We start from the raw sequence: 24,199 nt of genomic DNA, 5'->3' as shown, positions 1-24,199 counted from the left end.
GACGATGCAAGCCACTGAAGCCAATTTCGACGGTCTGGTCGGCCCGACGCACAACTACGCGGGGCTGTCGTTCGGCAACGTCGCGTCGCAGAACAACGAGAAGTCGGTTGCGAATCCGAAGGCGGCCGCGAAGCAGGGCCTGCGCAAGATGAAGCAGTTGGCCGATCTCGGTTTTCATCAGGGCGTGTTGCCGCCGCAGGAACGCCCGTCGATGCGTCTGTTGCGCGAGCTGGGATTTTCCGGCGACGACGCGACGGTGATCGAGCGCGTGTCGAGGAACGCGCCTGAGTTGCTCGCCGCGGCAAGTTCGGCATCGGCGATGTGGACCGCGAATGCTGCGACGGTGAGTCCGTCCGCTGACACGCACGACGGCCGCGTGCATTTCACGCCGGCCAATCTGTGCAGCAAGCTGCATCGCGCGATCGAGCACGAATCGACGCGCCGCACGTTGCGCGCCATCTTCAGCGACGCCGATCGCTTCGCGGTGCACGAGGCGCTGCCCGGCACGCCGGCGCTCGGCGACGAAGGCGCGGCGAATCACACGCGCTTCTGTTCGGAATATGGCACCCGTGGGGTCGAATTCTTCGTGTATGGCCGCAGCGAGTATCGTCGCGGGCCGGAGCCGAAGCGCTTTCCCGCGCGTCAAACGTTCGAGGCGAGCCGCGCGGTCGCGCACCGTCACGGTTTGCAAGACGAGGCCACGGTGTACGCGCAGCAGAACCCGGAGGTGATCGACGCGGGCGTGTTTCACAACGACGTGATCGCGGTCGGCAATCGCAATACGCTGTTCTGTCACGAGCTTGCGTTCGTCGAGCAGAACGCGGTGTATGACGAATTGCGCGCGAAGCTCGCGGGTCTGAAGGCTCAGTTCAATGTGATCGAAGTGCCCGACGCGCAGGTGAGCGTGGCAGACGCCGTCTCGTCGTATCTCTTCAACAGCCAGTTGCTGACGCGCCCCGACGGCAAGCAGGTTCTGGTGGTGCCGCAGGAGTGCCGCGAAAATCCCCGCGTGGCCGCTTACCTGGACGACCTGACATCGCATACGGGTCCTATCGACGACGTGCTCGTATTCGACCTGCGCGAAAGCATGAAGAACGGTGGCGGTCCGGCTTGCCTGCGCCTGCGTGTCGTGTTGAGCGATGCGGAACGCGCGGCGGTCACACAAGGCGTGTGGATCGACGACACCTTGTTCGGCCGGCTCGATTCGTGGATCGAAAAGCATTATCGCGACCGTCTCGCCCCCGCGGATCTTGCCGATCCGAAACTGCTCGTCGAATCGCGCAGCGCACTCGACGAACTGACGCAGATTCTGGGACTCGGGTCGCTCTATGACTTCCAGCGCTGAGCGCCACACGCAGCCCGCGATGCTGGACGATTTCCTCGCGTACACGCTCGCGGGCACGCGGCCTTCCGCGAACGAAACCCAAGGCACGTGTGCCGGCGGCGTGCGCTGGTCGTGGCTCGACGACGGCGTTCTGTCGATGGAGCCCGCGGCACTTGCGGCGGACACGCGCAGCGTGCTGGCCTCGGCGGGCGTGCATGGCGACGAGACCGCGCCGATCGAACTGCTGTCTTATCTCGTGCGCGATATAGCGCGCGGCGAGGCCGCGTTGACGTGTCGTCTGCTGGTGATTCTCGGCAATGTCGATGCAATGCGCGACGCGTGCCGTTATCGCGACGACGATCTCAACCGCCTCTTCAGCGGCCGGCATCTGCAGCTGCCGCACAGTTACGAAGCGCCGCGCGCCGCCGCGCTCGAACAGGCGGCGACGCAGTTCTTCGCCACCGCATCGCGGCAGCCCGGAGCACGGTGGCATATCGACATGCACACGGCAATCCGCGCGTCCGCGTTCGAGCGCTTCGCGTTGCTGCCGCATACCGGCAGGCCGTTTTCGCGCGCGATGTTCGAGTGGCTCGCAGAGGCGCGCATCAGTGCCGTGCTGTTGCACACCACGAAGGGCAATACGTACTCGCATTTCACCGCGCACGCGTGTGAAGCCGAAGCGTGCACGCTCGAGTTGGGCAAAGTGCGCCCGTTCGGCCAGAACGACCTCACGCGTTTTGCCGGCGCGGACGAGGCGTTGCGTCATATGCTCGCGGGCACGAATGGCCGCACGCGAGCGGAACTGCCGCGCGCCTTCACGGTGATCGATCAGATCACAAAGCACAGCGAAGCGTTCGAATTGCTGGTCGCGCCCGATGTTGCCAACTTCACGCCCTTTGGCAAGGGCACGTTGGTCGCACGCGATGGCGACTATCGCTACGTCGTGCAACACGACGAGGAGCGACTGGTGTTCCCGAACGCGACCGTCAAGCCCGGTTTGCGTGCCGGGTTGATGGTAGTGGACACCACGCACGACACGTTGTCGAAGCTCGTCTAACCACGCGATCCGCATGAACGGCGGCCGCATCGGCGCTGATGTTTTTGCGTGCACGCGACATCAAGTTGCAGCTTTGCATGTGCGCTTGAATCTGCGTTCCGCTTGGCGTCTTGACGCAGTTGCCCGCAGGCGCGGCGCGCCCGCCTGTACAATCCCCGCCTCGCGGCTGCTGCGCTGCACCACATCGGCCGCACGAGTTTGAATCGCATTTTTGGCGCGGCAATCATGCCTGTCCGGATTCGGCTCCGTCTTGTTCAATACCGTAGAGGAACACCCGCAATGAAGATGAATTGGCGAAACACGGCCGCGCTCGCGCTATTCGCGACGGCAACGGCGACAGTAACGGCAGGCACCGCAGCGGCGGCAGAGATCAAGGAAGTGCGCTTCGGCGTTGAGGCGTCGTATGCGCCGTTCGAATCGAAGTCGCCGTCGGGCGAGTTACAGGGTTTCGACATCGACGTGGGCAATGCTGTCTGCGCGAAGCTGAAGGCCAAATGCGTGTGGGTCGAGAATTCGTTCGACGGTCTCATTCCCGCGTTGCAGGCGCGCAAATTCAACGCGATCAACTCGGACATGACGATCACGGACCAGCGTCGTCAGGCAGTGGATTTCACGGACCCGATCTACACGATCCCGAATCAGATGATCGCGAAGAAGGGCAGTGGCTTGCTGCCGACGCCCGCGTCGTTAAAGGGTAAGCATGTCGGCGTGCTGCAGGGCACGATCCAGGAAACGTACGCGAAGGCGCGCTGGGCGCCGGCGGGTGTCGACGTCGTGCCGTATCAGACGCAAGACCAGATTTATGCGGACCTCGCGTCCGGTCGTCTCGACGCATCGTTCCAGGACGCCGAGGCTGCGTCCAAGGGCTTTCTGAAGAAGCCGCAAGGCGCGGGCTTCGAATTCGCCGGTCCCGCTGTCAGCGACGAGAAACTGCTCGGCGCGGGCGTCGGCTTCGGCATCCGCAAGGGCGATGCGGCGCTGAAGGACGCATTGAACCAGGCGCTGAAGGAACTGAAGGCAGACGGCACGATCGACCGTTTCGCGGCGAAGTACTTCGACGTGAAGGTGGTGCTCAAGTAACGTATCGCCGCGCCTAAGATGAACGGCCGCTAGTTGCGGCCGTTTTTTATTCCAGGTCAGAAGAACGCGTTTTCCGCGCTTACGAAATTTTTGCTGATATTGTTTTCTCGACATGCCCGTGCAAGACTGCCTGCGCTAAAATCGCCGGACGCGCTGCCGTCGCAAACGATAAATCAGGCGCAATCTGTACAGTGGTGACCACAAGACAGCGATAACACAGCGATAACACAGGCATAACAGCAACAAGCGCCTGGGCGGCGCCTCGCGGGGGACCAGAATGAGCACCATTGCAGTCGAAAATCCGGGCCATGCGCGCGCCACGGACGATGAGCAGTTGAACGCCAGCTTTGCACGGCAACCCATCCTCAATCGGGACGGCATGCTGTGCGGTTACGAGCTCAAGATACGCGCGCCGGAGTTGCCGGCAGAACCGCTACCCGACCTCGACGTCGACCTCGACGCTGACAGCAACGCGGACGACGCCAGCGCCAAGGCAGGCCGGGCGCCCACGCCCGCGCAGCGCGTGGCGCGCGCAATCATCCGCGGCCTCACCCAGAGCAATGTGCGCGGCGCGCTGACCGGGCATCCCGCGTACATCGACATGAGCCGCGACATGCTGTTCGACGACGCGATCGAGCGGTTGCCCGCCGAGCGCTTCCTGTTCGAACTCCCGCCCAACCTGGAAGTCGACGAGGTACTGAATGCGCGCATCGTGCTCTTGCATGGCCGGCGCTACCGTTTCGTGCTCGACGAAGTGACTCAGCCCAACGAGACTTTCGCGAAGCTTCTGCCCTATGCCGAGGCCATCAAGATCGACATCACGCGCGCACCCGCCGCGCTGTTGCCGAAGCTGACGAGCGTGCTCAAGTCGGCGGGCAAGCTGCTGATCGCATCGGGGCTCGACGCGCAAGCCGACTTCGAAACGGCACAGGGCCTCGGCTTCGACCGCTTCCAGGGGTATTTCTTCGCACGCCCGCAAACCGCGCTGACCCGGCGCGTCAGCGCGCCGCGCCATGCGCTGCTGAATCTGTTGCAACTGCTCGCAGGCGACCCGACTGTCGCGCAGCTCGAAGCGGAGCTCAAGCTCAATCCCGTGCTGGTGATGCATCTGATGAAGCTCGCGAATTCCAGCGGGCTGGCAGTCGGTCATAAGGTGACCACGCTGCGCGAGGCGATCAACGCAACCGGCACCGACCGGATTGCACGCTGGACCCAGTTGCTGCTGTATGCCGACGGCCGCAAGGTCGCGCTCGAAGACGATCCGCTGCTGCAACTGGCGGCGACCCGCGCGCGTTTCATGGAACTGGCGATCGAACGCTTGCCGGAAGCCGGCCGCGACGAAGCCGACGCGGCGTTTCTCACCGGTGTGTTTTCATTCGTCGACGCGGTGTTCGGCGGCTCGCTCGAAAGCACGTTGAATGTGCTCACGCTGTCGCGTCCGATCCAGGCTGCGATTCTGCAACGCGAGGGCGCGCTCGGTTTGTTGCTGGACACCGTCGAGGCGCTGGAGAGCGGCTCGTGGGACGAGCTTGCCGCACTGTGCGCGCAGCTTGCGCCGTTGACGGTGGAAGAGGTCGCTCAGATGGGACTCGCGGCCGGCGCCTGGGCAGGTGTCGCGGACCGCAGCGCGGAAGGCCTGGAAAGAATCGAGGACTGAAGTTCAGAGATTAAAGCGGATTAGCGCGATGCCGGCATGCAGCGCAAACCGGCATCGCGAATCTGACTTGCAAAATCAGGCGTCGGGCAAATGCAGAAGCAGGAGACTTACGTACCGTGATCAACGATCACGCCACGTCTTTACATCGTCTCCATTTCCCGCATCTGCCCCAGGCCGAAAAAACGGCCTAACTCCTTGGCCAGTTCGTTCAGCACGCTCATCTCTTTCTGCGAGATGCGGCGTGGCTCCTGAGTATGAGACCAGTCGCCGTAAAGCAGCGCGACAGTCTGATCGGTCTCATCCACCACCGGTAACAGCACGAAGGCGCGGGCGTCGTCGAAAGAGCGGCGGAACCATTCGGGCAGGCGCGCGACCATTTTCGGATCGCGCGCGTTTTCGATGAAGATGCCCACCGAATTCGCTATAGCAAGGTGGAACACGTCGGGTTCGAACGCCGAACCGAACGTGAGCTTGGGCAGCGCCGCGTCGATCTTCGGGCCGAGACCCAGGCGCGCGCGGAAGGTGCCGTTGCTGTGCTTGACGAACACCACGGTGCGCGCAAAGCCGAGCGCCGCGAGGACCGTTTCGGCAGCCATGCCGAGGGCGGGCGCGAGCGAACTGCCGTCGGGGAGGGCGCGCAGATCTTCGACACCTGCCGCAATGCGCGCTTCCGGGTTCATCGCCTCGCGCGCCATTGCGTCCGCATTCGCGCGCAGTTCGACGATTTCGCGCATCACGCCGTCGCCGCCTTCCTCGCGGGCAAGCGCGACGCTCATTTCGAGCAGCACTTCGGGATCGGTGTTGAGCGCCCGGCTATATTCCTGCGCGAGTTCGGCGATGCGTTCCTCGCGCTCGAAGTCGGGCACGTTCTGCTGCGTGAGGACGTCGGCGACCGCCGTCGAATAATTGGTGATCGCGCGCAGCCATTGCACCTGGCGCGGCTGCTCCGTGTCCTGCGGATCGAACTCGCCCATGCCCGAGCGGATCATGTCGGGCAGGCGCCAGCGGACCGCGGCTTCGGCGCCGATTTCGTCGAACGTCACGCCGAGCACCAGCACACATGCGTCCGCTTCCAGCGTGCCGCTGTCGATGTGCCGGCGAATCTGATCCCATTCCGCGTCGAGATAGAAGACCACCAGCAGCTTGCCGATTTGCCGCATCAGCGTGCAGACCACGGCTTCCTCGCCGGCACGCAGATCGCCGCGTTCGGTCAGCTTGCGCGCGACGCAGCCCGAGAGCAGCGTGCGGTTCAGTTCGAGCTTCGCGTCGATGCGGCGCGGCGCGCTGTGATGAAAGTGATCGACGATCTTCAGGCCGACGACGAGATGGCCGACCGCGTCCATGCCGAGCACCATCAGCGCGCGCGACACGGTGGTGATATTGCCGCCGAAAGCCATATACATGGCCGAGTTCGCGAGCCGCAGCACCTTTTGCGTGAGCGCGAAGTCCGAGAGCACCACCTGCACGAGGCCGGTGAAGTCGAGGTCGTCGTTGTTCATCGCCGCCATGGTGGTGCGCAGCGACTGCGACAGCATGGGGAAATCGCCGCGCTCGCTCATTCGCGTCCAGAGCCGGTCGAGCACAGCCGCCTTTACCATGTGAGTCCCGCAAAAGCCATACATGTTCCAATGAATGCCACGCCGGCCTGAAGCCGGCTTGTGCCGCTGCGTAAGCGCTTGACCCGCACTGCTAGGCGCTGTGCAGGTGAAGCGAGCGCGCTTCGAAACGCTGCGCCAGTTCGTCGGAAGGCAACGCCTGGCAGACGAGCCAGCCTTGTATGTGATCGCATCCCATCTCGGTGAGCAGGGCGCGCTGCGCTTCGGTTTCGACGCCCTCCGCGACCAGTTCCAGGTCGAGAGTCTGGGCGAGGCCGACCACCGCGCTGACAATCGCCTGATCGTTTCGGGAGGTTAGCAGATTCTCGACAAAACTCCTGTCGATCTTGAGCTTCGCAAGCGGAAACCGTTGCAGGTAAGCCAGGCTCGAATAGCCGGTGCCGAAGTCGTCGACGGCAAAGCGGATGCCCATCGCGGTCAGGTCCTCCAGCAACACCTTTGCGTGTGCCGGGTCGTGCATCAGCAGGCTTTCGGTGATTTCGAACACGAGGCGCCGCGGGTCGATGCCGGTCAGGTTGATCGCTTCGCGCACGGCGTCCTTGAAACGCGGATCGCGGAACTGCTGCGGCGACACGTTGACGGCGACGTATTGCAGCGAAATGCCCTTGGCGTCCCACTGGATCAACTGCATGCACGCGATTTTCAGCACCCAGTTGCCGAGGAAGTTGATGAGGCCGATCGATTCGGCGAGCGGAATGAACATCGACGGCGGCACGAGACCATGCACCGGATGCAGCCAGCGGATCAGCGCCTCGACCCCGACCACGCCGTGCGTGCGGCTGCTCGTGATCGGCTGGAAATGTAGCGAGAACTCGCCGTTGCGCACGCCGTCGTAAAGATCCGCTTCCAGTTTCAGGCGCTCGGCGTCGGCGGGATTGTCGTCCGGCACATAGAACGCGAGCGTATTGCCGCCGGCCGCCTTGGCCTGCAACAACGCGTGGTCGGCCCAGCGCAGCAGATGCGTGTCGTGGGCCGCGGTGTCGTTGGCGTGGCGCACATCGGGATACAGAGCGATGCCGATGCTCGCCGAAAGATGCACTTGCTGGCCGCTAAATACATACGGCTGCTGGATCGCGGTCAACAGGCGCCGGGCCAGCGTTTCGGCGGCGGCGGCCGCGTCGGTGCGGTTCGCAGCGGGCTTCACGAGGATCGCGAACTCGTCGCTTGCCACGCGCGCCACGGTCTCGCTCGGACTCGTCATGTTCATGAGACGCCGCGCAGTGTCGCGCAGCATCTCGTCGCCGGCATCGTAGCCGAGCGCGCGGTTCACGCGCTGATAGTCGTCGATGTCGAGCAGCAGCAGCGCGGCCGGCGTGCCGTGCGCGTCGGCTTGCTGTTGGGCCTCGAGCACGGCGGGAATCAGCGCGGACTGATTGGCGAGGTTGGTCAGGCGGTCCAGATGCAGTGCCTGGATGAGGCGCTCCTCGCTCGCTCGCCAGGCGGACACGTCGAAGCCGGCAATCGCATAGCCGCCGATGCCGTTGTGGCTGCTGCGCACCACGCGCAACTCCACGGTGATCGGGTAGGTGAGCGACTTGATGAGCCCGAGCGTGGCTTTCTCCACGTTGCCCGAAACCGACGCGCGGGCAAGCAGCGCGTCGAGGCGGGCAACATCGGCCTGCGCCACCAGTTCATGCAGCGTGATCGTCTCGAGATACTCGCGGTGATAGCCGATAAAGCGCAGGCTCGCGTCGGACACATAGATAAAGTGCAGTTCGCTGTCCACGTGGGCGAGCAGATCGACGGCGCCCACCACCTGTTCCATTTGCGGCGGCGGGGGCGGGGCTGCTTGCGGCGTGTCGTCCACGCGGCGGCCAAGCGCAAGAAGCCGGTCGACGACCGTGCGCAAGGAGCCCCGGCGGGGCGCGGTGATCCTGTTCGCTTCCATGTTTGTCGCTGGCAACCTGTGTTCGTCTGCAGGCGGAGCGGCTTGCTTTTCGCCTGGTGAGGGCGGTCAAAAAGTAGCAGGCCGCCCCATCAGAACAAGATAACGGCTCGCGCCCCGGAATCTTTAGCCGGCGAGCGAGAAAAACTTTTCGTAAGGGACGGCGAGCCGCCATGGCCGCGGGTTCCGGCGATTGCGTTAAAGTGCGGCGGCCCGGCGTCCGTTAATACGGCAAACCCCTTGTGCGGTGGCGGCGCGCCGCTGCCGCGCCACATTTCGACAAGCTGCACCGATGATCCATGTCTGAACTTCATTTGGTCCGGGCCACTGCCCGGCGCATCGAGGTGCGCGACTCGTCCGGCGAGGATGGCGACCGGGCGTCCGCCGCCCAGTTCGTCTATCTTGGACGGCAGCCGATCCTCGATCGCCTGGGCGCGCTCAACGCATACGAACTGCTGTTCCGGGCCGGCGCCCACAACTATGCCGAGGTCACCGACGACGCTCAGGCGACGGCGCAGGTGGTGGCGCGCGCCCTCGGCGGAATCGGTGTGCCTGCGGTACTCGGGCGGCATCGCGGCTTCGTGAACATAGATCGGGCGATGCTCTTCGACGACATTGTCCACGTCATGCCGCCCGAACGCTTCGTGCTCGAGATACTCGAAACGGTGAAGTTCGACGCGCAACTCGCACGCCGGCTGAACGAACTAAGGCGCAGCGGTTTCCAGGTCGCGCTCGACGACGTCAGCGAGCTGTCCGACGAACTGCTCGCCATGTTGCCGCATGCGGACATGGTCAAGATCGATTTTTTGCAGACGAAGCGAGCGCATCTGCCCGAACTCGCCGCGGCCATGCTCGGCTACGGCAAGACGCTGATAGCCGAAAAGGTGGAGACGCGCGAGGACTTCACGCTCGCCCGCGATCTCGGCTTCGATCTGTTTCAGGGCTACTTTTTCGCGCGGCCTCAGGTGCTGGCCGCGCCGCGCAACCGGTCGCCGCGTCCGAGCCTCTTGCGGCTGCTCGCGCTACTGTCGCGCGATGCGGGTATCGTCGAACTCGAAGCCGAGTTGAAGCTGAACCCCAGCGTCGTCGTGCAACTGCTGCGCCTCGTGAACTCGAGCGCATTCGGTCTGGGGCGCAATATCGCGTCGTTGCGCGAGGCGATCATCGCCACGGGGACGCGCCAGATCGCGCGCTGGGCGCAACTGCTGCTTTATGCGGACAGCGGCGATTTGCCGTGGCGCGCCGATCCGCTCGTGCAACTGGCCGGTACCCGTTCGCGCTTCATGGAACTGGCGGCAGGCTGGATGCGTCCCGCCGACGACGAATTCGCCGACGCCGCATTCATGACCGGCATTTTTTCGCTCGTACATGTGCTGCTCGGCAGCACGCCCAAGGCGGTGCTGGAAAGGCTCGGTCTTGCGCCGCAGATCCGCGAGGCGATCGTGACGCATGGCGGAGCGCTCGGCACGCTGTTGCACATCGCCCAGGTGGCGGGCGAAGGCGGCGACGCGGCGTCGATCGCGCTCGGACCCGATGCGCCGCCGGAATTCGCCGCGCTCACGCCCGAGGTACTCGCCGAGCTCAATCTCTCCGCGGCCGCGTGGTTCGGCGCGCATGTGGAAGAAGCGGCCGCCTGAGCGGAGCCGATGCTTGCATCCTGCGAGGTGCGGCGCACGTATTCTGCGTGTACGTGGTCCAATAGAGCGCAAGGCCGGTCGTTTATCTCTGGCTTTGCCGCTTCGGGCTGCTCCAGGCTGCTTGAAAAGCGCCCGGATCGTCCGGGGCGACCATGGTCGCGCTATAACGGCGAGGCCGTAGACTCGTCGCCGGAATCGTGTGCATCAACGCTCAAAGGATCAGCAGATGAAAAGAAAGATCATACCGGCGGCGCTGGCCGCTGCCGTGTCGGTGGCGTTCGCCGCGTATTCGTTGGCGGCTTGCGCGACGCTCAAGCCGGGCGACGCGGCACCGCAGTTCACCACACAGGCGTCGCTCGGCGGCAAGACGTACACCTATTCGCTTGCCGACGAGCTGAAGAAGGGACCGGTGGTGCTGTACTTCTACCCGGCCGCTTTCACGAAGGGCTGCACGATCGAGGCTCATGAATTCGCCGAGGCCGTCGACGAATACAAGAAATATGGCGCGACCGTGATCGGCGTGTCGCACGACAACATCGACACGTTGACGAAATTCTCGGTGAGCGAGTGCCGCAGCAAATTCCCGGTTGCCGCGGACGCGGAGTCGAAAGTGATCGCCGCATACGACGCGGGCTTGCCGATGCATAGTTCGATGGCCAATCGCGTCTCATACGTGATCGCGCCGGACGGCAAGATCATCTACGAATACACGAGCCTTTCGCCGGAGAAGCACGTCGAGAATACGCTTAAGGCCGTGAAGGATTGGGCCGCGACGCACAAGCAGCCGTAAGGCTTTTTCGTCGGGAGCTCGCAATGCCGATTATTGTTGCACTACTGGCGCTGATTGCGCTGGTGTATGGCGCGGTGCGCGCGTTCTATGCGTTGCAGTCGGCCTTCGGCACGGCGGTCGCCGTCGGCGCGTCGGTGCTGGCCGCCTTGCTGCTGATTGCCGCCGTCGCGTACTGGTTGCGCCGTCGCAAGGAAGTCGCACCGAATATTCGCGACGGCAACTGGACGCACCGGCTCGACGGCACTTGGGGCTCGGTGCGGCTCGCGTCGGGCAAGCGTCTGTGTGAGATTTATCTTGGCTCGGAGCAGGGCGCTTATATCTTTGCCGATCTGCGCGGGGCCGACCTGGAGCGCGACGGCGCGCAATGGCAAGTTGCGCTGAAAGTGAAGGACGCCGCGCATGGCGTGTGGCACTTGCCTATGCAGAGCGAACGGCAAGCAAGGCAATGGCGGCGCATTTTTCTGCTCGCTATAGACCAGAAACTGTGAGGCCGTTTGCAGCGCTGAAGGGGCATTGCGCTGCGGTAGTGCGTATTTGATCGCAGTGCCCCGCGCATGCGCGATGCCGTGCACGCATCACGCCATGCATCATGCAGACGGAGCAATACCGCTTCTGCGCGCTTTCCTCGACTCCCAGCGAACGCGAATCCGGTCCATGTAAAGATAAACCACCGGTGTCGTGTACAAGGTCAGCATCTGGCTCACGATCAGCCCGCCGACAATCGCAATGCCGAGCGGCGCGCGCAACTCCGCGCCTTCGCCGCGGCCGAACGCGAGCGGCACCGCGCCGAGCATGGCCGCGAACGTGGTCATCATGATCGGACGGAAACGCAGCAGGCACGCCTCGTGAATCGCGTCGCGGGACGACCGGCCTTGCCGCGACGCTTCGATAGCGAAGTCCACCATCATGATCGCGTTCTTCTTGACGATGCCGATCAGCAGAATCACGCCGATCAGCGCGATGATGCTGAACTCCGTCTTGAAGAGCAGCAGCGCGAGCAACGCGCCCACGCCCGCCGACGGCAGCGTCGACAGAATGGTCAGCGGGTGAATGTAGCTCTCGTACAGAATGCCGAGCACGATGTACACCGCAGCGAGAGCGGCCAGAATCAGAATCGGCTGGTCCGACATGGACTGCTGGAATGCCTGCGCCGTGCCCTGGAAGCTGCCGTGGATCGTCGCGGGCATGCCGATTTGAGCCATGGTCTCGTAGATCGCCTGGGTTGCCGTGGACAGCGACACGCCGGGCGGCAGGTTGAACGATATCGTCGAGGCCACGAACTGACTCTGGTGATTCACCGACAACGGCGTATTGCCGGGACTGAAGCTCGCAATCGCCGACAGCGGCACCATGGTTTCCTTCGAGGTCGACACGGCCGCGCCCGACGAAGCGCTCGACTTGCCGCTCGTGGCAATCGAATTGATCGCCTGGTTACGCGCGGAATCGGCGGCAATCGTTGCGGCGCTCGACGCCGTGGTGCCCGCCGTGCCGCCCGCCGAGGCGCTCGTGGACGACGTGGTGGTGGTCGCTTTCGTCACCGTGCCCGCAGGCGCGTTGGTGGTCTGCGCGCCGCTCGCGCTGCCGCCCGACGTGCTGACATAGATCTGCTTCAGCATGTCGGGGCTCTGCCAGTATTTCGGCGCGACTTCCATCACGACGTGATACTGATTCAACGGGTTGTAGATCGTCGAGACCTGGCGCTGGCCGAAGGCGTCGTACAGCGTGTTGTCGATCTGCGCGGGCTTGATGCCAAGTCGCGACGCGCTCGCGCGGTCGATGGTCACCATCGCTTCGAGGCCGCCTTGCTGCTGGTCGGAATTCACGTCGGTCAGTTCGTGGCGCGCCTGCAGCGCCTCGGTGAGCTTCGGTCCCCACAGATACAGGTCGGGTGTCGAATCGGCGAGCAGGGTGAACTGATACTGCGCATTCGATTGCCGCCCGCCCACGCGGATGTCCTGCACCGATTGCAGGAACGTGCGTGCGCCGGCTACGTCGCCAAGCGGCGCGCGCAGTTGCTGGATCACCTCATCGGCGGAAAGCTTGCGCTCGCCCTTCGATTTGAGCGACACGAACATGAAGCCCGAATTGGTCTGCCGCCCGCCCGTGAAGCCGACCACGCTGTCGACCGCCGGATTCTTGCCGACGATTTCCATCATCTGCGCGAACTTGCCTTTCATGGCCTGGAAAGACGTACTCTGGTCGGCCTGAATGCCGCCGATGAGCCGCCCGGTGTCCTGCTGCGGGAAGAAGCCCTTAGGCACGATGATATACAGCCAGATATTCAGGCCGATGGTCGCGAGCAGAATTGTGAGGATCAGGCGCGGACGCAGCAGCGCCCAGCCGAGCGTGCGTTCGTAGCCACGTTGCATGGACGCAAAACCGCGTTCGAGCCAGCGTCCAAAACGGCCTTCCTCTTTCTGTTCCCGGGGCTCGCGCAGAAGACGGGAGCACATCATTGGCGTGAGTGTGAGCGAGACGATCAGCGACACGCCGATCGCGAGCGACAGCGTCAGCGCGAACTCGCGGAACAGCCGGCCCACGATGCCGCCCATCAGCAGAATCGGCAGGAACACGGCGACGAGCGAGATGCTGATCGACATGACCGTGAAGCCGACTTCGCGCGCGCCGATGAATGCGGCCTTCATGCGCGGCACGCCGTTCTCGATATGCCGCGAGATGTTTTCCAGCACCACGATGGCGTCGTCCACGACGAAGCCGGTCGCGATCGTCAACGCCATCAGCGAGAGGTTGTCGATCGAGAAGCCGAGCAGGTACATCGCGCCGAACGTGCCGATGATGGAGATCGGCACCGCCACGCTCGGAATCAGCGTGGCGCGCCAGTTGCGCAGGAACAGGAAGACGACCATCACGACCAGCGCGACCGCGATCATCAGCGTGTACTCGGTGTCTTTCAGCGACGCGCGGATCGTGACCGAGCGGTCGGACGTGGGCGAGATGTCGACGTCGGCCGGCAGCGACGCATGCAGCTGCGGCAGCATTGCCGTGACGCGGTCGACGGTTTCGATGATGTTCGCGCCCGGCTGGCGGTACAGGATCACGAGCACCGAACGCTTGCCGTTGAAGAGCCCGAGGTTGCGCAGATCCTCGACGGAATCGACGACTTCCGCCACGTCCGACAGCTTGACCGCCGAGCCGTTGCGATAGGCGATCACGAGGTCGCGGTACTGCGACGCTTTGCTCGCCTGGTCGTTCGTATAGATCTGCACGCGGTTCGGGCCGAACTCGATCGAACCCTTGGGACTGTTCGCGTTAGCCGCGGCGAGCGCCGCGCGCACGTCTTCGAGACCGATGCCGTACTGAAAAAGCGCCTGCGGCTCCAGTTCGACGCGAACAGCCGGATTGGCCGAGCCGCTCACGTCCACTTCACCCACACCGTCCACTTGCGACAACGACTGCTGCAGCACCGTGGCCGCGGAGTCGTAGAGCTGACCGGCGGTGAGCGTCTTTGACGTGAGTGCGAGAATCATGATCGGCGCGTCAGCCGGATTGACCTTGTGGTACGTCGGATTGCTTCGCAGGCTCGCCGGCAGATCGGCGCGCGCGGCGTTGATCGCGGCTTGCACGTCGCGCGCCGCCCCGTCGATGTTGCGGTTCAGACCGAACTGCATTGTGATGCGCGTAGAGCCGACCGAACTCGTCGACGTCATTTCCGTGACGTCGGCTATCGAACCGAGATGCCGTTCGAGCGGACTCGCCACGCTGGTCGCCACCGTGTCCGGGCTCGCGCCCGGCAACGATGCCTGGACTGAAATGGTCGGGAAATCGACCTGCGGCAGCGGCGCAACGGGCAGCTTCATGAACGCGAAGATGCCGGACAGCGCAATCCCGATTGCGAGCAGCGTGGTGGCGACGGGGCGCGAAATAAACGGACGCGACAGGTTCATCGCATCAGTTCCCTGCGTCCGTGGCGGGCGGCGTGGCGCCCGCCGGCGGACCGCCGTGCGACGGACCGCCACGGTTGAAACGCTCGCGCGTGCGGCGGGCGAGTGAATCGAACGCGAGGTAGATCACCGGCGTGGTGAAGAGCGTCAGCAACTGGCTGACGATCAGGCCGCCGGCAATCGCGATACCGAGCGGGCGGCGCAATTCGGAACCGGCGCCGGTGCCGAGCATCAGCGGCAGCGCGCCGAGCAGCGCGGCGAGCGTGGTCATCAGGATCGGCCGGAAGCGCAGCAGGCACGCCTGGTAAATGGCTTCGCGCGGCGCCTTGCCTTCCTCGCGTTCCGCATAAAGCGCGAAGTCGATCATCATGATCGCGTTCTTCTTCACGATGCCGATCAGCAACACGATGCCTATGATGCCGATGATGTCCAGGTCGTGGCCCGTGATGAGCAGCGCGAGCAATGCGCCCACGCCTGCGGAAGGCAGCGTCGAAAGAATCGTGATCGGGTGGATGAAACTCTCATACAGCACGCCGAGCACGATATACATCGTGACGATGGCCGCCAGAATCAGGAACAGTTCGTTCGATAGCGACGCCTGGAACGCCAGCGCCGCGCCCTGATAGCGCGTCTGGAACGACGCCGGCAAGCCGATGTCTTTTTCCGCCTGTTCGATCGCCTTGACGGCCGCGCCAAGCGACGATCCCGGCGCGAGGTTGAACGACACCGTCGTGGCGGGGAACTGGCTCAGGTGCGTGACGAGCAACGGGGCCGGTTTCTCGATGAATCTCGCGATCGCGGAGAGCGGCACTTGCCCGCCCGACGAAGTGGAAGAGGGCAGATAGATCGAATTGAGCGACTCGGTGTAGTGCTGCATCGACGGCTGCGCTTCCAGGATCACGCGGTACTGGTTCGACTGCGTGAAGATAGTCGAGACGATGCGCTGGCCGAATGCGTCGTATAGCGCGCTATCCACGGTGGCGGGCGTGATGCCGTAACGCGACGCGGTGGCGCGGTCGATCTCGATGTAGACCGACTGGCCGTTGTCCTGCAGGTCGGTTGCGACGTCCGCGAGTTCCGGCGACTGCCTCAAGCGCTCGACGAGTTTCGGCACCCAGGTCGTGAATTCGGCCATGTTCGGGTCGGTCAGCATGAACTGGTACTGCGTGGGGCTCACGGTCGAATCGATCGTCAGGTCCTGCACCGGCTGCATGTAGAGCGACGCGCCCGCGATATGCGCGACGTCCTGCTGAAGCTGCCGGATCACTTCGCTTGCGGTGCTGCTGCGGTCGTCGCGCGGCTTCAGGTTGATGAGCATGCGGCCGCTGTTCAACGTGATATTGCTGCCGTCCACGCCGATGAAGGAGGTCAGGCTTTCCACGTCCGGGTTCTTCAGAATCTGCGCGGCGAGTTCCTGCTGGCGCTCGGCCATCGACGCATACGACACCGACTGCGGCGCCTGCGTTATCGCCTGGATCACGCCCGTATCCTGCACCGGGAAAAAGCCCTTGGGAATGAACACGTAGAGCAGCGCGGTCAGCGCGAGCGTCAGCACCGCAACGACCAGCGTGGCGCGCTGCCGGCCCAGTACCCATGTGAGCGCGACCGCGTAACGGGCGATCACCCAGTCGATCGTGCGGTGTGCGCGTGCCTCGAAGCGGTGGCTCTCGTGCGGCGGCGTGTGGCGCAACAGTTTTGCGCACATCATCGGCACGAGCGTGAGCGACACGATTGCCGAGATCACGATGGTCACGGCGAGTGTGATCGCGAACTCATGGAACAGGCGGCCCACCACGTCGCCCATGAAGAGCAGCGGAATAAGCACGGCGATCAGCGAGACGGTCAGCGAAATGATCGTGAAGCCGATCTGCTTCGAACCTTTCAACGCGGCTTCGAGCGGCGCTTCGCCTTCTTCGATATAGCGCGCGATGTTCTCGATCATCACGATCGCGTCGTCGACCACGAAGCCGGTCGCAATCGTCAAGGCCATGAGCGACAAGTTATCCAGCGAGAAGCCGCACAGGTACATCACCGCCAGGGTGCCGATCAGCGAGAGCGGCACCGACAGGCTCGGAATGATGGTCGCGTAGACGTTGGCGAGAAACAGGTACATGACGAGCACGACGAGCACGACCGACATGGCCAGTTCGAACTGCACGTCGCGCACCGAAGCGCGGATCGTAGTGGTGCGGTCGGTGACGATCTGCACCTCGAGTGCGGCCGGTAGCGATTGCTGCAACTGAGGCAGCAGTTTCTTGATGCTGTCCACGACCTGAATCACGTTCGCGCCCGGCTGGCGCTGCACGTTCAGGATGATCGCGGGCGTGCCGTCGACCCACGCGCCGAGCTTGGTGTTTTCCGCGCCCTGCACGATGGTGGCGACGTCGGTCAACATCACCGGACGGCCGCTCTTGTACGCGACCACCGCGCTCTTGTACGCGTCGGCGTCGGTCAACTGGTCGTTCGCGTTGATCGTGTAGTTGCGCGTTGGGCCGTCGAAGTTGCCCTTCGGCGTGTTGACGTTCAGGTTCGAGATCGTGGTGCGCAAGTCGTCCAGATTCAACCCATAGGCGGCGAGCGCGCGCGGGTTCGCCTGAATTCGCACGGCCGGGCGCTGGCCGCCCGACAGACTCACGAGGCCCACGCCCGCGACCTGCGAGATTTTCTGCGCAAGACGGGTGTCGGCGAGATCCTGGACCTGCGTGAGCGGCAAGGTTTTCGACGTGATGGCGAGCGTGATGATCGGCGCATCCGCGGGATTGACCTTTGCGTAGATCGGCGGCGCGGGCAGGTCCGAGGGCAGCAGGTTGCCCGCCGCGTTGATCGCGGCCTGCACTTCCTGCTCGGCGATATCGAGCGGCAGATCGAGGCTGAACTGCAGTGTGATGATCGACGAGCCGGCCGAGCTTTGCGACGACATCTGATTCAACGAGGGCATCTGCCCGAACTGACGTTCGAGCGGCGCGGTGACCGACGACGTCATCACGTCCGGGCTCGCGCCCGGATAGAACGTTTGCACCTGGATCGTCGGATAGTCGACCTGCGGCAGCGCTGAAAGCGGCAAGAAGCGCAGCGCGACGAGGCCGACCAGCATGATCGCCGCCATCAGCAGCGCGGTGCCGACGGGACGCAGAATAAAGGCGCGGGATGGATTCATGCGGTAAGTGCCGTGCCCTTATTGCGAAGCTTGCGCCGCGTGCTTGCCGTGATGCGGGCGAGCACCCGAAGCACCCGAGGCGCCCGAGGCCATGGCCGCGCCTGCGCTGCCCGCACCGCTTGCCCCGCGCGCGCCGGAGGCGCCGCGCGGCTTGTCCGCCGGAATCGTGATCTTCGCGCCTTCCTTCAGGCGGTCCGAACCGTCGATCACGACGCGCTCGCCCACTTGCAGACCCGACTTGATGCTGGTGCGCTCGCCGTCGACGGGGCCGATTTTCACCGGACGTACCGTAACGCTGTTGTCAGGCTTCACGACATACACGAACTGGCCCATCGAGCCGTTCAGCACAGCCGATGTCGGCACGATCACGGCGTCCTTGATCGTATTGACGAGCAACCGTGTGTTCACGAACTGATTCGGAAACAACAGGTTCTTGTTGTTCTGAAAGATCGCGCGCAGCTTGACGGTGCCGGTCGTGGTGTCGATCTGGTTGTCGAGCGTCTCCAGCGAGCCGCCTTCGAGCGACGTGGTGTTGCTGCGGTCGTACGCGGTGACCGAAAGCTTCGTGCCGGTCTGCGTCTGCTCGAGAATCTGCTGCAGGTTGTCTTCGGAGGTGGTGAAGATGACGCTGATCGGCTGCAACTGCGTAATCACGACGATGCCGTTGGTCAGGCTCGGCGTCACGTAGTTGCCCGGATCCACCTGCCGCAAGCCGACACGCCCGGACACCGGCGCGGTGATCCGCGCATAGACCAGGTCGAGCTTGTAGGTGTCGACGTTGGCCTTGTCGGACTTCACGGTGCCTTCATATTGGCGCACGAGCGATGCCTGCGTATCGACCTGCTGGCTCGCGATCGAGTCTTGCGAGAGCAGCGTCTGATAGCGCTTGAGGTCCAGACGCGCGGTTTGCAGCAGCGCCTCGTCGCGCGCGAGCGTGCCTTGCGCGTTGTCGAGCGAGATCTGATACGGGCGCGGGTCGATCTGCGCCAGCAGGTCGCCCTTCTTAACCATCTGGCCTTCCTTGAAATACACGTCCTGCAGCGTGCCGCTCAGTTGCGGCAATACGGTCACACTGGCTAGCGGGGTGACGGTGCCGAGCGCGGTCAACACGACCGGCATCTCGCCTTGAGTCGCCGCGGCCACATGGACCGGTTGCGGCATGTTCGCCATGCCGCCCGGACCGCCGCGGCCGGGCCGTCCGCTATGTGCGCCGCTTGCGCCCGGTGCGGCGGCGCCGCTCGGCGAGCCCCACGGATGCCAGCGCCACAGCACGAAGCCGAGAATCGCGAGCGCGGCGACAATGAGTGCGATGTTACGGCCGCGATGCGTTCTGACGACGCCCGGCGGCGTGTCCCGCTTATCGTGTTTGTGCGACGGACGGACTGGCGCGCCGCTGGCGGGCGTCGGGGAAACCGGAGCGGTGGGGCGTGAAGTTTCCGAATGCTGTTGTTGTTCGTCCATCGGTTCGGTCAGTGACTGGCTTGGAAGTGAGGCGTTCGCGCGATTGTGCCGCATTAGCGCCTGGCGCTTGAGCGTGCGGATGGCACGACAGGCGGTTTCGACAGCGGGCGGCCCGCGCATGTTCAGCGCGATGCTACCTGAGGCGCGGCCAACGATGCATGCACAGTGCTGCGGGACGCGCGTGCGGTCCGGGGTCGGCGCACCGTGGCGAACGGCCCCGAGGCCCGACCGCGCGGGCGCCTCCGCGACAGGAATGCATGATCCTACGTCCCGCACTCTGTAACAGTCCACCTGCGTATTTTTCTTTTGATTACGCCGGTTACAGGATGTAGGAGGGCTCGCCGCTGCGCGGGCAGCGAGTTTGCGGCACTTCTGTGGTTCAGTTGTGGAGGCGGCGGCCGGGGGTCCCGCCGATCTCCAGCACGATCCGCGCGACACAATCGAGCAAATTGGGTCCGGCGCGGTTGATGAGCCAGTCGCGCGGGCACTGGTCGGCCGAGCCGCCGCAGTTGACCGCGTAGCGCTCGCCCGAAGGGCCGGTGAAGCCGAGCGCGATCGCATTCAGTCCGTCGTGCCATTCGCCGGTCGCGATCGCGAAGCCGCGCTCGATCGTTTCTTGCAGCGCCGTTTCAAGCGGGCCGCCGACGTGGCCCCAGTCGTCGCCTTCGGCGGCCTGCAAGCCGGTCAGCAGTTTCATGCGATCCGGTTCGTCGAGCGCCGCCAGGTAGGCGCGGCCGATCGCGGTGCGGCTCAGGCTCATCCGCGCGCCGACCTCGAGGCGCGACACGAGCACGGCCGAACGTGGCCGGATCACGTCGATCACCACCATGTCGAGGCGGTCGCGCACGGCGAGATGCACCGAGAGCCGGGTGCGCTCCGCGAGTTCGATCAGAAACGGGCGGGCACGCGCGCGAATGTCGAAGTTGCGCAGAAAGCCATTGCTCAGTTCAAGCACCGACGAGGTCAGCACGAAGCGCTCGCTGTCGGGCAGCCGGAATAGAAAGCCGGTGCTCACGAGTGTCGCGGTGATACGCGAGACGGTCGGCTTGGGAATGCCGGTGAGTTCGGTCAACTCGCGGTTGCTGAGCGGCGCGTCCGCGGCGGCAATCGAGCGGAGGACGGTCAGACCACGGGCCAGCGCGGTGACCTCGTCGCCGGAGCCGTCTTTTTCCTTGACGGGGTCGGCGAAGGTATTGAGTCGCGTGCGTGGGTTCATGTGAATTGTGGAACGTTATTTCAGATTATTGGCTCATCGGGGCGCTTAGCCGCAATGCGTCCGGCTCGAAACGCCGCTCGCCGAAAGCCAGCACGGCCATATTTTCTTCCTCTGATTATTGTAGCGAAATAATTTCCGGCGCCGCGCTCAAGGCCCCCGAGATTTTGCTTGACTAAGTCAGCATTACCGGAAAAAATGGAACCTCATTTCGATAGCCGGTATCAGGCGGCGGGTTTCCGCCCCTTAAGTTTCGGTGGCTGGGGCCTGTGGCCAGCAGCGCGTACCCACCCACTTTGATACCGGTCTGCGGGCGCCGTCTGTGTTCTGCACCGCTAGCAGTGCGGTCACCCGCCAACTTTCGAAATACCGTCTCTCAGGTTCTAGCACGGCCCTCGGAATGGCTAGAACTTTTCAAGGCGTCACGGTAACGTGACGCCTTTTTTTTGCTTCTTCAACCCGGTCTGTTCAGGGGGCCGTAGGCGGCAACGGGGTCGCCCGAGTGCGCGGTTGTTCCTGCCTGCGCCTGCGCGGACAATAATGTCTGCTCCACCTAGGCTGTGCAGGGCTTCCGGCCGTTTGATGAGCGGAGAAAGTAGTGCCTGCGCGTGGGAAATGCGGCATCGCAGCAGAGTCGATAGAGGAAAGCTATTTCGGTTCTCGCTCATTGTGCGTCTCAGGTGCGCCCTCAGCAGGAGCCAAGCACTGAAGGCGCCACCATACAGTAGAAAGCATAACGCTCGTCGGCAGTCGCGACGTCGAATATTGAAGCCAGTGGGACTGCCGGTCACCCGCAGAATGCGTCGAACGCGCTCAAAAACATTCCCCCTTTTAGAGACCTACACCAGAAGCTGCCACGCCTCGACTTGGACCGCTTCGCGTGCAGGTCCTTTTCAGTACGTCGATATTCAACAATATCGCAGGAAGCTCCGACTTGCCTGGCGGGGCAGGCCCTTTCCGAGTCAAACGCCAGTCTCAATCAACGCGCATAAATTGTGGCGCTACCCTCGAGTGACGGCTCCGTGTAGCCGATAGTTCGTGTGGGTGTTGAGCGTGCGCAATCACGCGCCTTCGCATCCATCTGGTGCCAGGGCAGGGCCCGGCTGATCTGGCGTATCCGGGCCGTCCGCGCGGACGACACCATCGCCGCGGCCCTTTCGACGCACACTCGTTGACATAGGAACCGATCGGTCCATATAATCGATTCCAATTTCAAGCACCGCATCGTTTGCGAAACTGATCGATGGCAAATCCGGCTGGCGTGGGTCGCCCCCGCGAATTCAAACTTGGCGATGCCGCGCGCGGCGCGATGGGCGTTTTCTGGGACCGCGGATATGAAGGCGCGTCCCTGCCCGACCTGATGGCCGGCACCGGCTTGTCGCGCGGCAGTCTCTACAAGGCCTTCGGCGACAAGAAGGCGCTGCTGCTGGCGGCGCTCGACCTGTACATGGCCGACGGGCTCAAGGCGACCGCGGAGATCCTGTCGCAACCCGGCCCCGTGAAGGATGCGATTCGCGACTCGCTGCTGCGCTATGCGCACCTGTCCGTCGGCGAGGCGGGCCGGCGCGGGTGCCTCGCGATCGCGATGACCACCGAACTGGCCGCGCGCGACGCGGATGTCGCGGAGCGCACGGGGCGCATGTTCCGGCGCCTGCAGCAGCTCTATGCGGGCGCGATCGTCCGCGGCCAGGCGAGCGGCGAGATCACCGAGCAGGACGAGCAGGTGCTGGCGCGTTTGCTCGTCTGCCAGGTCGAGGGCATGCGCGTGCTGGGGAAAACCGACGTGCCCGAGCGCGACATGCTCGCGCTGGTCGACCGCACGATGCGCCTCCTCGACTGAATTTTTTTACTCAATTTGGAACTGGTTGGTTCCGTATGGAGAGCCGTCCATGTCACGAAATGATGCCGTCTCGCCCGACCCGCGTCGCTGGGCCATGTTTTCGGTCCTGCTCGTCGGCGCGTTCCTGCCGCCGCTGGACTTCTTCATCATCAACGTCGCGCTGCCGTCGATCCGCGCGGAGTTGGGCGCCTCGTCATCGGCCGAGCAACTGGTCATTTCGTCGTATGCCGGCCTGTACGCGGTGACGCTGGTCACCGGCGGGCGGTTGGGCGACCTGTTCGGCCGCGGCCGCATGTTCTTTCTAGGGTTGATCGGATTTGCGACGGCCTCGACGCTGTGCGGCCTCGCGAGCTCGCCGTGGACGCTCATCGTCGGTCGCGCGTTGCAGGGCGTGACGGCCGCGATCATGGCGCCGCAGGCGCTCGCTTCGATCCAGGCGATCTTCCCGGAAGCGGAAAAGCCGCTCGCCCTCAGCTTGTATGGCGCGGTTTTCGGCCTCGCTGCCGTGGTCGGGCAGGCGCTGGGCGGGATCCTGATCTCGCTGAACCTGTTGAACCTGGGTTGGCGCACGATCTTCCTCGTCAACCTGCCGCTGGCGATTCTGGTCGTGCTGTTCGGCGTTCCGCTGTTGAAGGAAACGCGTGCGCAGCATGCGCGCAAGCTCGACCTCGGCGGCACCGCGCTGTCGATGCTGACGCTCGGCGCGCTGATCGTGCCGCTGATCGAGGGGCGCGAAGCAGGCTGGCCCGTATGGGCATGGGTGTCGCTGATCGCGGTGCCGGCCCTCGCCGGGCTCTTCTGGCGCTACGAGCGCGGGCTGGGCAGCCGCGGCGGCGCACCGCTGCTCGATCCGGCCGCGCTGCGCGCGCCGGGCCTGGGACGGGCGTTGCTGATCGCGCTGCTGCTGTACGCGATCGGCGCATTCTTCCTGCTGTTCTCGGTGTATCTGCAGAATGCATTGCACGTCGACGCGCTGAGCGCGGGCCTCGTGTTCTTGCCGTTCGGCGTGGGGTTCCTGCTCGGCCCGTTGTCGACCCCGTTCTGCGCACGTCTCGTCGGCGCTTACGTCAATCCGTTCGGCATGGGGCTGGAGGTCGTCGGGCTCGTCGGCCTCGCGTGGTTGATCGATGCCACGCCGATCGGGATGCCGCTCGCGTCCGTGCCGCTCGCCGCCGCGCTGTTCGTCATCGGTTTCGGACAGGGGCTCGCGCTGCCCACGCTGATGCGCATGGTCACCGGGCGCGTCGCACCTGCGCTTTCCGGCATGATCGCCGGCATCGCCAATTCGACGCTGCAGGTCAGCACCTCGCTCAGCGTCGCGATCATCGGCGGAATTTTCTATACGGTCCTCGGCACGCGCCAGGATCCGGCCGCCATTGCGCACGCGTTCATCGTCGCGCTTCTCTCGATTTCGTTGTTCCTCGCCGCCGGCGCCGCGCTGGGGATCTCGCTCGCACGCGCGCCCGCCGCGCCGACCTCGGTGCGGGCGGCCGCCCGGCCGGGCTTCGGCCCTGAACGCAATCGGCCGTAGTCGCCCGTCTCGGGGTAATCGTTCGTATGCGGTCAATTAACGACGCCCA

Annotated in this window: 15 protein-coding genes; 9 read left to right on the top strand and 6 right to left on the bottom strand. The window is 64.2% G+C overall.

Annotated elements, in window-relative coordinates; translation table 11 throughout:
- Positions 1–4: 4 nt before the first annotated feature.
- The 4 genes from astB to RW095_RS30195 all read left to right on the top strand — a co-directional run bounded on the left by astB (position 5) and on the right by RW095_RS30195 (position 5,118).
- Positions 5–1,345, top strand: a complete 1,341-nt coding sequence (gene astB, locus RW095_RS30210) for an N-succinylarginine dihydrolase (protein ID WP_317022388.1) — start codon at positions 5–7, stop codon at positions 1,343–1,345.
- Positions 1,329–2,381 carry a succinylglutamate desuccinylase gene (gene astE, locus RW095_RS30205; protein WP_317022387.1) on the top strand — a complete coding sequence of 351 codons (1,053 nt, stop codon included), beginning with the start codon at positions 1,329–1,331 and terminating at the stop codon, positions 2,379–2,381. Before astB ends, astE begins: the two co-directional genes overlap by 17 nt.
- 279 nt (positions 2,382–2,660) lie before the next feature.
- Complete coding sequence (locus tag RW095_RS30200) at positions 2,661–3,461, top strand: ABC transporter substrate-binding protein (RefSeq protein WP_317022386.1); 801 nt, start codon at positions 2,661–2,663, stop codon at positions 3,459–3,461.
- A 277-nt stretch (positions 3,462–3,738) separates the two neighbouring features.
- Positions 3,739–5,118 (top strand): EAL and HDOD domain-containing protein, encoded by a 1,380-nt coding sequence (locus RW095_RS30195; protein WP_317022385.1) that lies wholly within the window; start codon positions 3,739–3,741, stop codon positions 5,116–5,118.
- A 140-nt stretch (positions 5,119–5,258) separates the two neighbouring features.
- Here RW095_RS30195 and RW095_RS30190 read toward each other — a convergent pair whose 3' ends face one another.
- The gene (locus RW095_RS30190) at positions 5,259–6,716 is read right to left on the bottom strand and encodes an HDOD domain-containing protein (protein ID WP_317022384.1); all 1,458 of its coding nucleotides are present in this window, start codon (positions 6,714–6,716) and stop codon (positions 5,259–5,261) included.
- 91 nt (positions 6,717–6,807) lie between these two features.
- Entirely contained in the window at positions 6,808–8,622 is a 1,815-nt protein-coding gene (locus tag RW095_RS30185) for a putative bifunctional diguanylate cyclase/phosphodiesterase (protein WP_317022383.1), read from the bottom strand.
- Between the two features lie 296 nt (positions 8,623–8,918).
- Here RW095_RS30185 and RW095_RS30180 point away from each other — a divergent pair, with 296 nt between their 5' ends.
- The 3 genes from RW095_RS30180 to RW095_RS30170 all read left to right on the top strand — a co-directional run bounded on the left by RW095_RS30180 (position 8,919) and on the right by RW095_RS30170 (position 11,534).
- A complete protein-coding gene (locus RW095_RS30180; RefSeq protein ID WP_317022382.1) occupies positions 8,919–10,256 on the top strand; it encodes an EAL and HDOD domain-containing protein in 1,338 nt (445 codons plus the stop codon).
- A 226-nt stretch (positions 10,257–10,482) separates the two neighbouring features.
- Positions 10,483–11,046, top strand: a complete 564-nt coding sequence (locus tag RW095_RS30175) for a peroxiredoxin (protein ID WP_317022381.1) — start codon at positions 10,483–10,485, stop codon at positions 11,044–11,046.
- A 23-nt stretch (positions 11,047–11,069) separates the two neighbouring features.
- Positions 11,070–11,534, top strand: a complete 465-nt coding sequence (locus tag RW095_RS30170) for a hypothetical protein (RefSeq protein ID WP_317022380.1) — start codon at positions 11,070–11,072, stop codon at positions 11,532–11,534.
- A gap of 99 nt (positions 11,535–11,633) precedes the next feature.
- Here RW095_RS30170 and RW095_RS30165 read toward each other — a convergent pair whose 3' ends face one another.
- The 4 genes from RW095_RS30165 to RW095_RS30150 form a co-directional block, all read right to left on the bottom strand.
- On the bottom strand, positions 11,634–14,951 hold the full coding sequence (locus tag RW095_RS30165; protein WP_317022379.1) for an efflux RND transporter permease subunit: 3,318 nt from the start codon (positions 14,949–14,951) through the stop codon (positions 11,634–11,636).
- Positions 14,952–14,955: 4 nt separating this feature from the next.
- On the bottom strand, positions 14,956–18,105 hold the full coding sequence (locus RW095_RS30160; RefSeq protein ID WP_317022378.1) for an MdtB/MuxB family multidrug efflux RND transporter permease subunit: 3,150 nt from the start codon (positions 18,103–18,105) through the stop codon (positions 14,956–14,958).
- An 18-nt stretch (positions 18,106–18,123) separates the two neighbouring features.
- Complete coding sequence (locus RW095_RS30155) at positions 18,124–19,566, bottom strand: MdtA/MuxA family multidrug efflux RND transporter periplasmic adaptor subunit (protein ID WP_317022377.1); 1,443 nt, start codon at positions 19,564–19,566, stop codon at positions 18,124–18,126.
- 379 nt (positions 19,567–19,945) lie between these two features.
- Positions 19,946–20,782 carry an IclR family transcriptional regulator gene (locus RW095_RS30150; protein WP_317022376.1) on the bottom strand — a complete coding sequence of 279 codons (837 nt, stop codon included), beginning with the start codon at positions 20,780–20,782 and terminating at the stop codon, positions 19,946–19,948.
- Between the two features lie 1,240 nt (positions 20,783–22,022).
- Here RW095_RS30150 and RW095_RS30145 point away from each other — a divergent pair.
- Positions 22,023–22,619 carry a TetR/AcrR family transcriptional regulator gene (locus RW095_RS30145; protein ID WP_317022375.1) on the top strand — a complete coding sequence of 199 codons (597 nt, stop codon included), beginning with the start codon at positions 22,023–22,025 and terminating at the stop codon, positions 22,617–22,619.
- Positions 22,620–22,668: 49 nt separating this feature from the next.
- On the top strand, positions 22,669–24,150 hold the full coding sequence (locus tag RW095_RS30140) for an MFS transporter (protein ID WP_317022374.1): 1,482 nt from the start codon (positions 22,669–22,671) through the stop codon (positions 24,148–24,150).
- The last annotated feature ends 49 nt before the right edge of the window (positions 24,151–24,199 follow it).

Source organism: Paraburkholderia kirstenboschensis, assembly GCF_032806925.1.
In the GTDB taxonomy this organism is placed as follows: domain Bacteria; phylum Pseudomonadota; class Gammaproteobacteria; order Burkholderiales; family Burkholderiaceae; genus Paraburkholderia; species Paraburkholderia kirstenboschensis.
Note: the sequence above shows the minus strand (reverse complement) of the source record. Positions and strands in the feature narration are given on the sequence as shown.

Coding starts and splice junctions, on each gene's coding strand:
- RW095_RS30200 (WP_317022386.1), top strand. CDS start 2,661: ATGAAGATGAATTGGCGAAACACGGCCGCGCTCGCGCTATTCGCGACG.
- RW095_RS30165 (WP_317022379.1), bottom strand. CDS start 14,951: ATGAACCTGTCGCGTCCGTTTATTTCGCGCCCCGTCGCCACCACGCTG.
- RW095_RS30195 (WP_317022385.1), top strand. CDS start 3,739: ATGAGCACCATTGCAGTCGAAAATCCGGGCCATGCGCGCGCCACGGAC.
- astB (WP_317022388.1), top strand. CDS start 5: ATGCAAGCCACTGAAGCCAATTTCGACGGTCTGGTCGGCCCGACGCAC.
- RW095_RS30150 (WP_317022376.1), bottom strand. CDS start 20,782: ATGAACCCACGCACGCGACTCAATACCTTCGCCGACCCCGTCAAGGAA.
- RW095_RS30160 (WP_317022378.1), bottom strand. CDS start 18,105: ATGAATCCATCCCGCGCCTTTATTCTGCGTCCCGTCGGCACCGCGCTG.
- RW095_RS30175 (WP_317022381.1), top strand. CDS start 10,483: ATGAAAAGAAAGATCATACCGGCGGCGCTGGCCGCTGCCGTGTCGGTG.
- RW095_RS30185 (WP_317022383.1), bottom strand. CDS start 8,622: ATGGAAGCGAACAGGATCACCGCGCCCCGCCGGGGCTCCTTGCGCACG.
- RW095_RS30140 (WP_317022374.1), top strand. CDS start 22,669: ATGTCACGAAATGATGCCGTCTCGCCCGACCCGCGTCGCTGGGCCATG.
- astE (WP_317022387.1), top strand. CDS start 1,329: ATGACTTCCAGCGCTGAGCGCCACACGCAGCCCGCGATGCTGGACGAT.
- RW095_RS30155 (WP_317022377.1), bottom strand. CDS start 19,566: ATGGACGAACAACAACAGCATTCGGAAACTTCACGCCCCACCGCTCCG.
- RW095_RS30190 (WP_317022384.1), bottom strand. CDS start 6,716: ATGGTAAAGGCGGCTGTGCTCGACCGGCTCTGGACGCGAATGAGCGAG.
- RW095_RS30145 (WP_317022375.1), top strand. CDS start 22,023: ATGGCAAATCCGGCTGGCGTGGGTCGCCCCCGCGAATTCAAACTTGGC.
- RW095_RS30180 (WP_317022382.1), top strand. CDS start 8,919: ATGTCTGAACTTCATTTGGTCCGGGCCACTGCCCGGCGCATCGAGGTG.
- RW095_RS30170 (WP_317022380.1), top strand. CDS start 11,070: ATGCCGATTATTGTTGCACTACTGGCGCTGATTGCGCTGGTGTATGGC.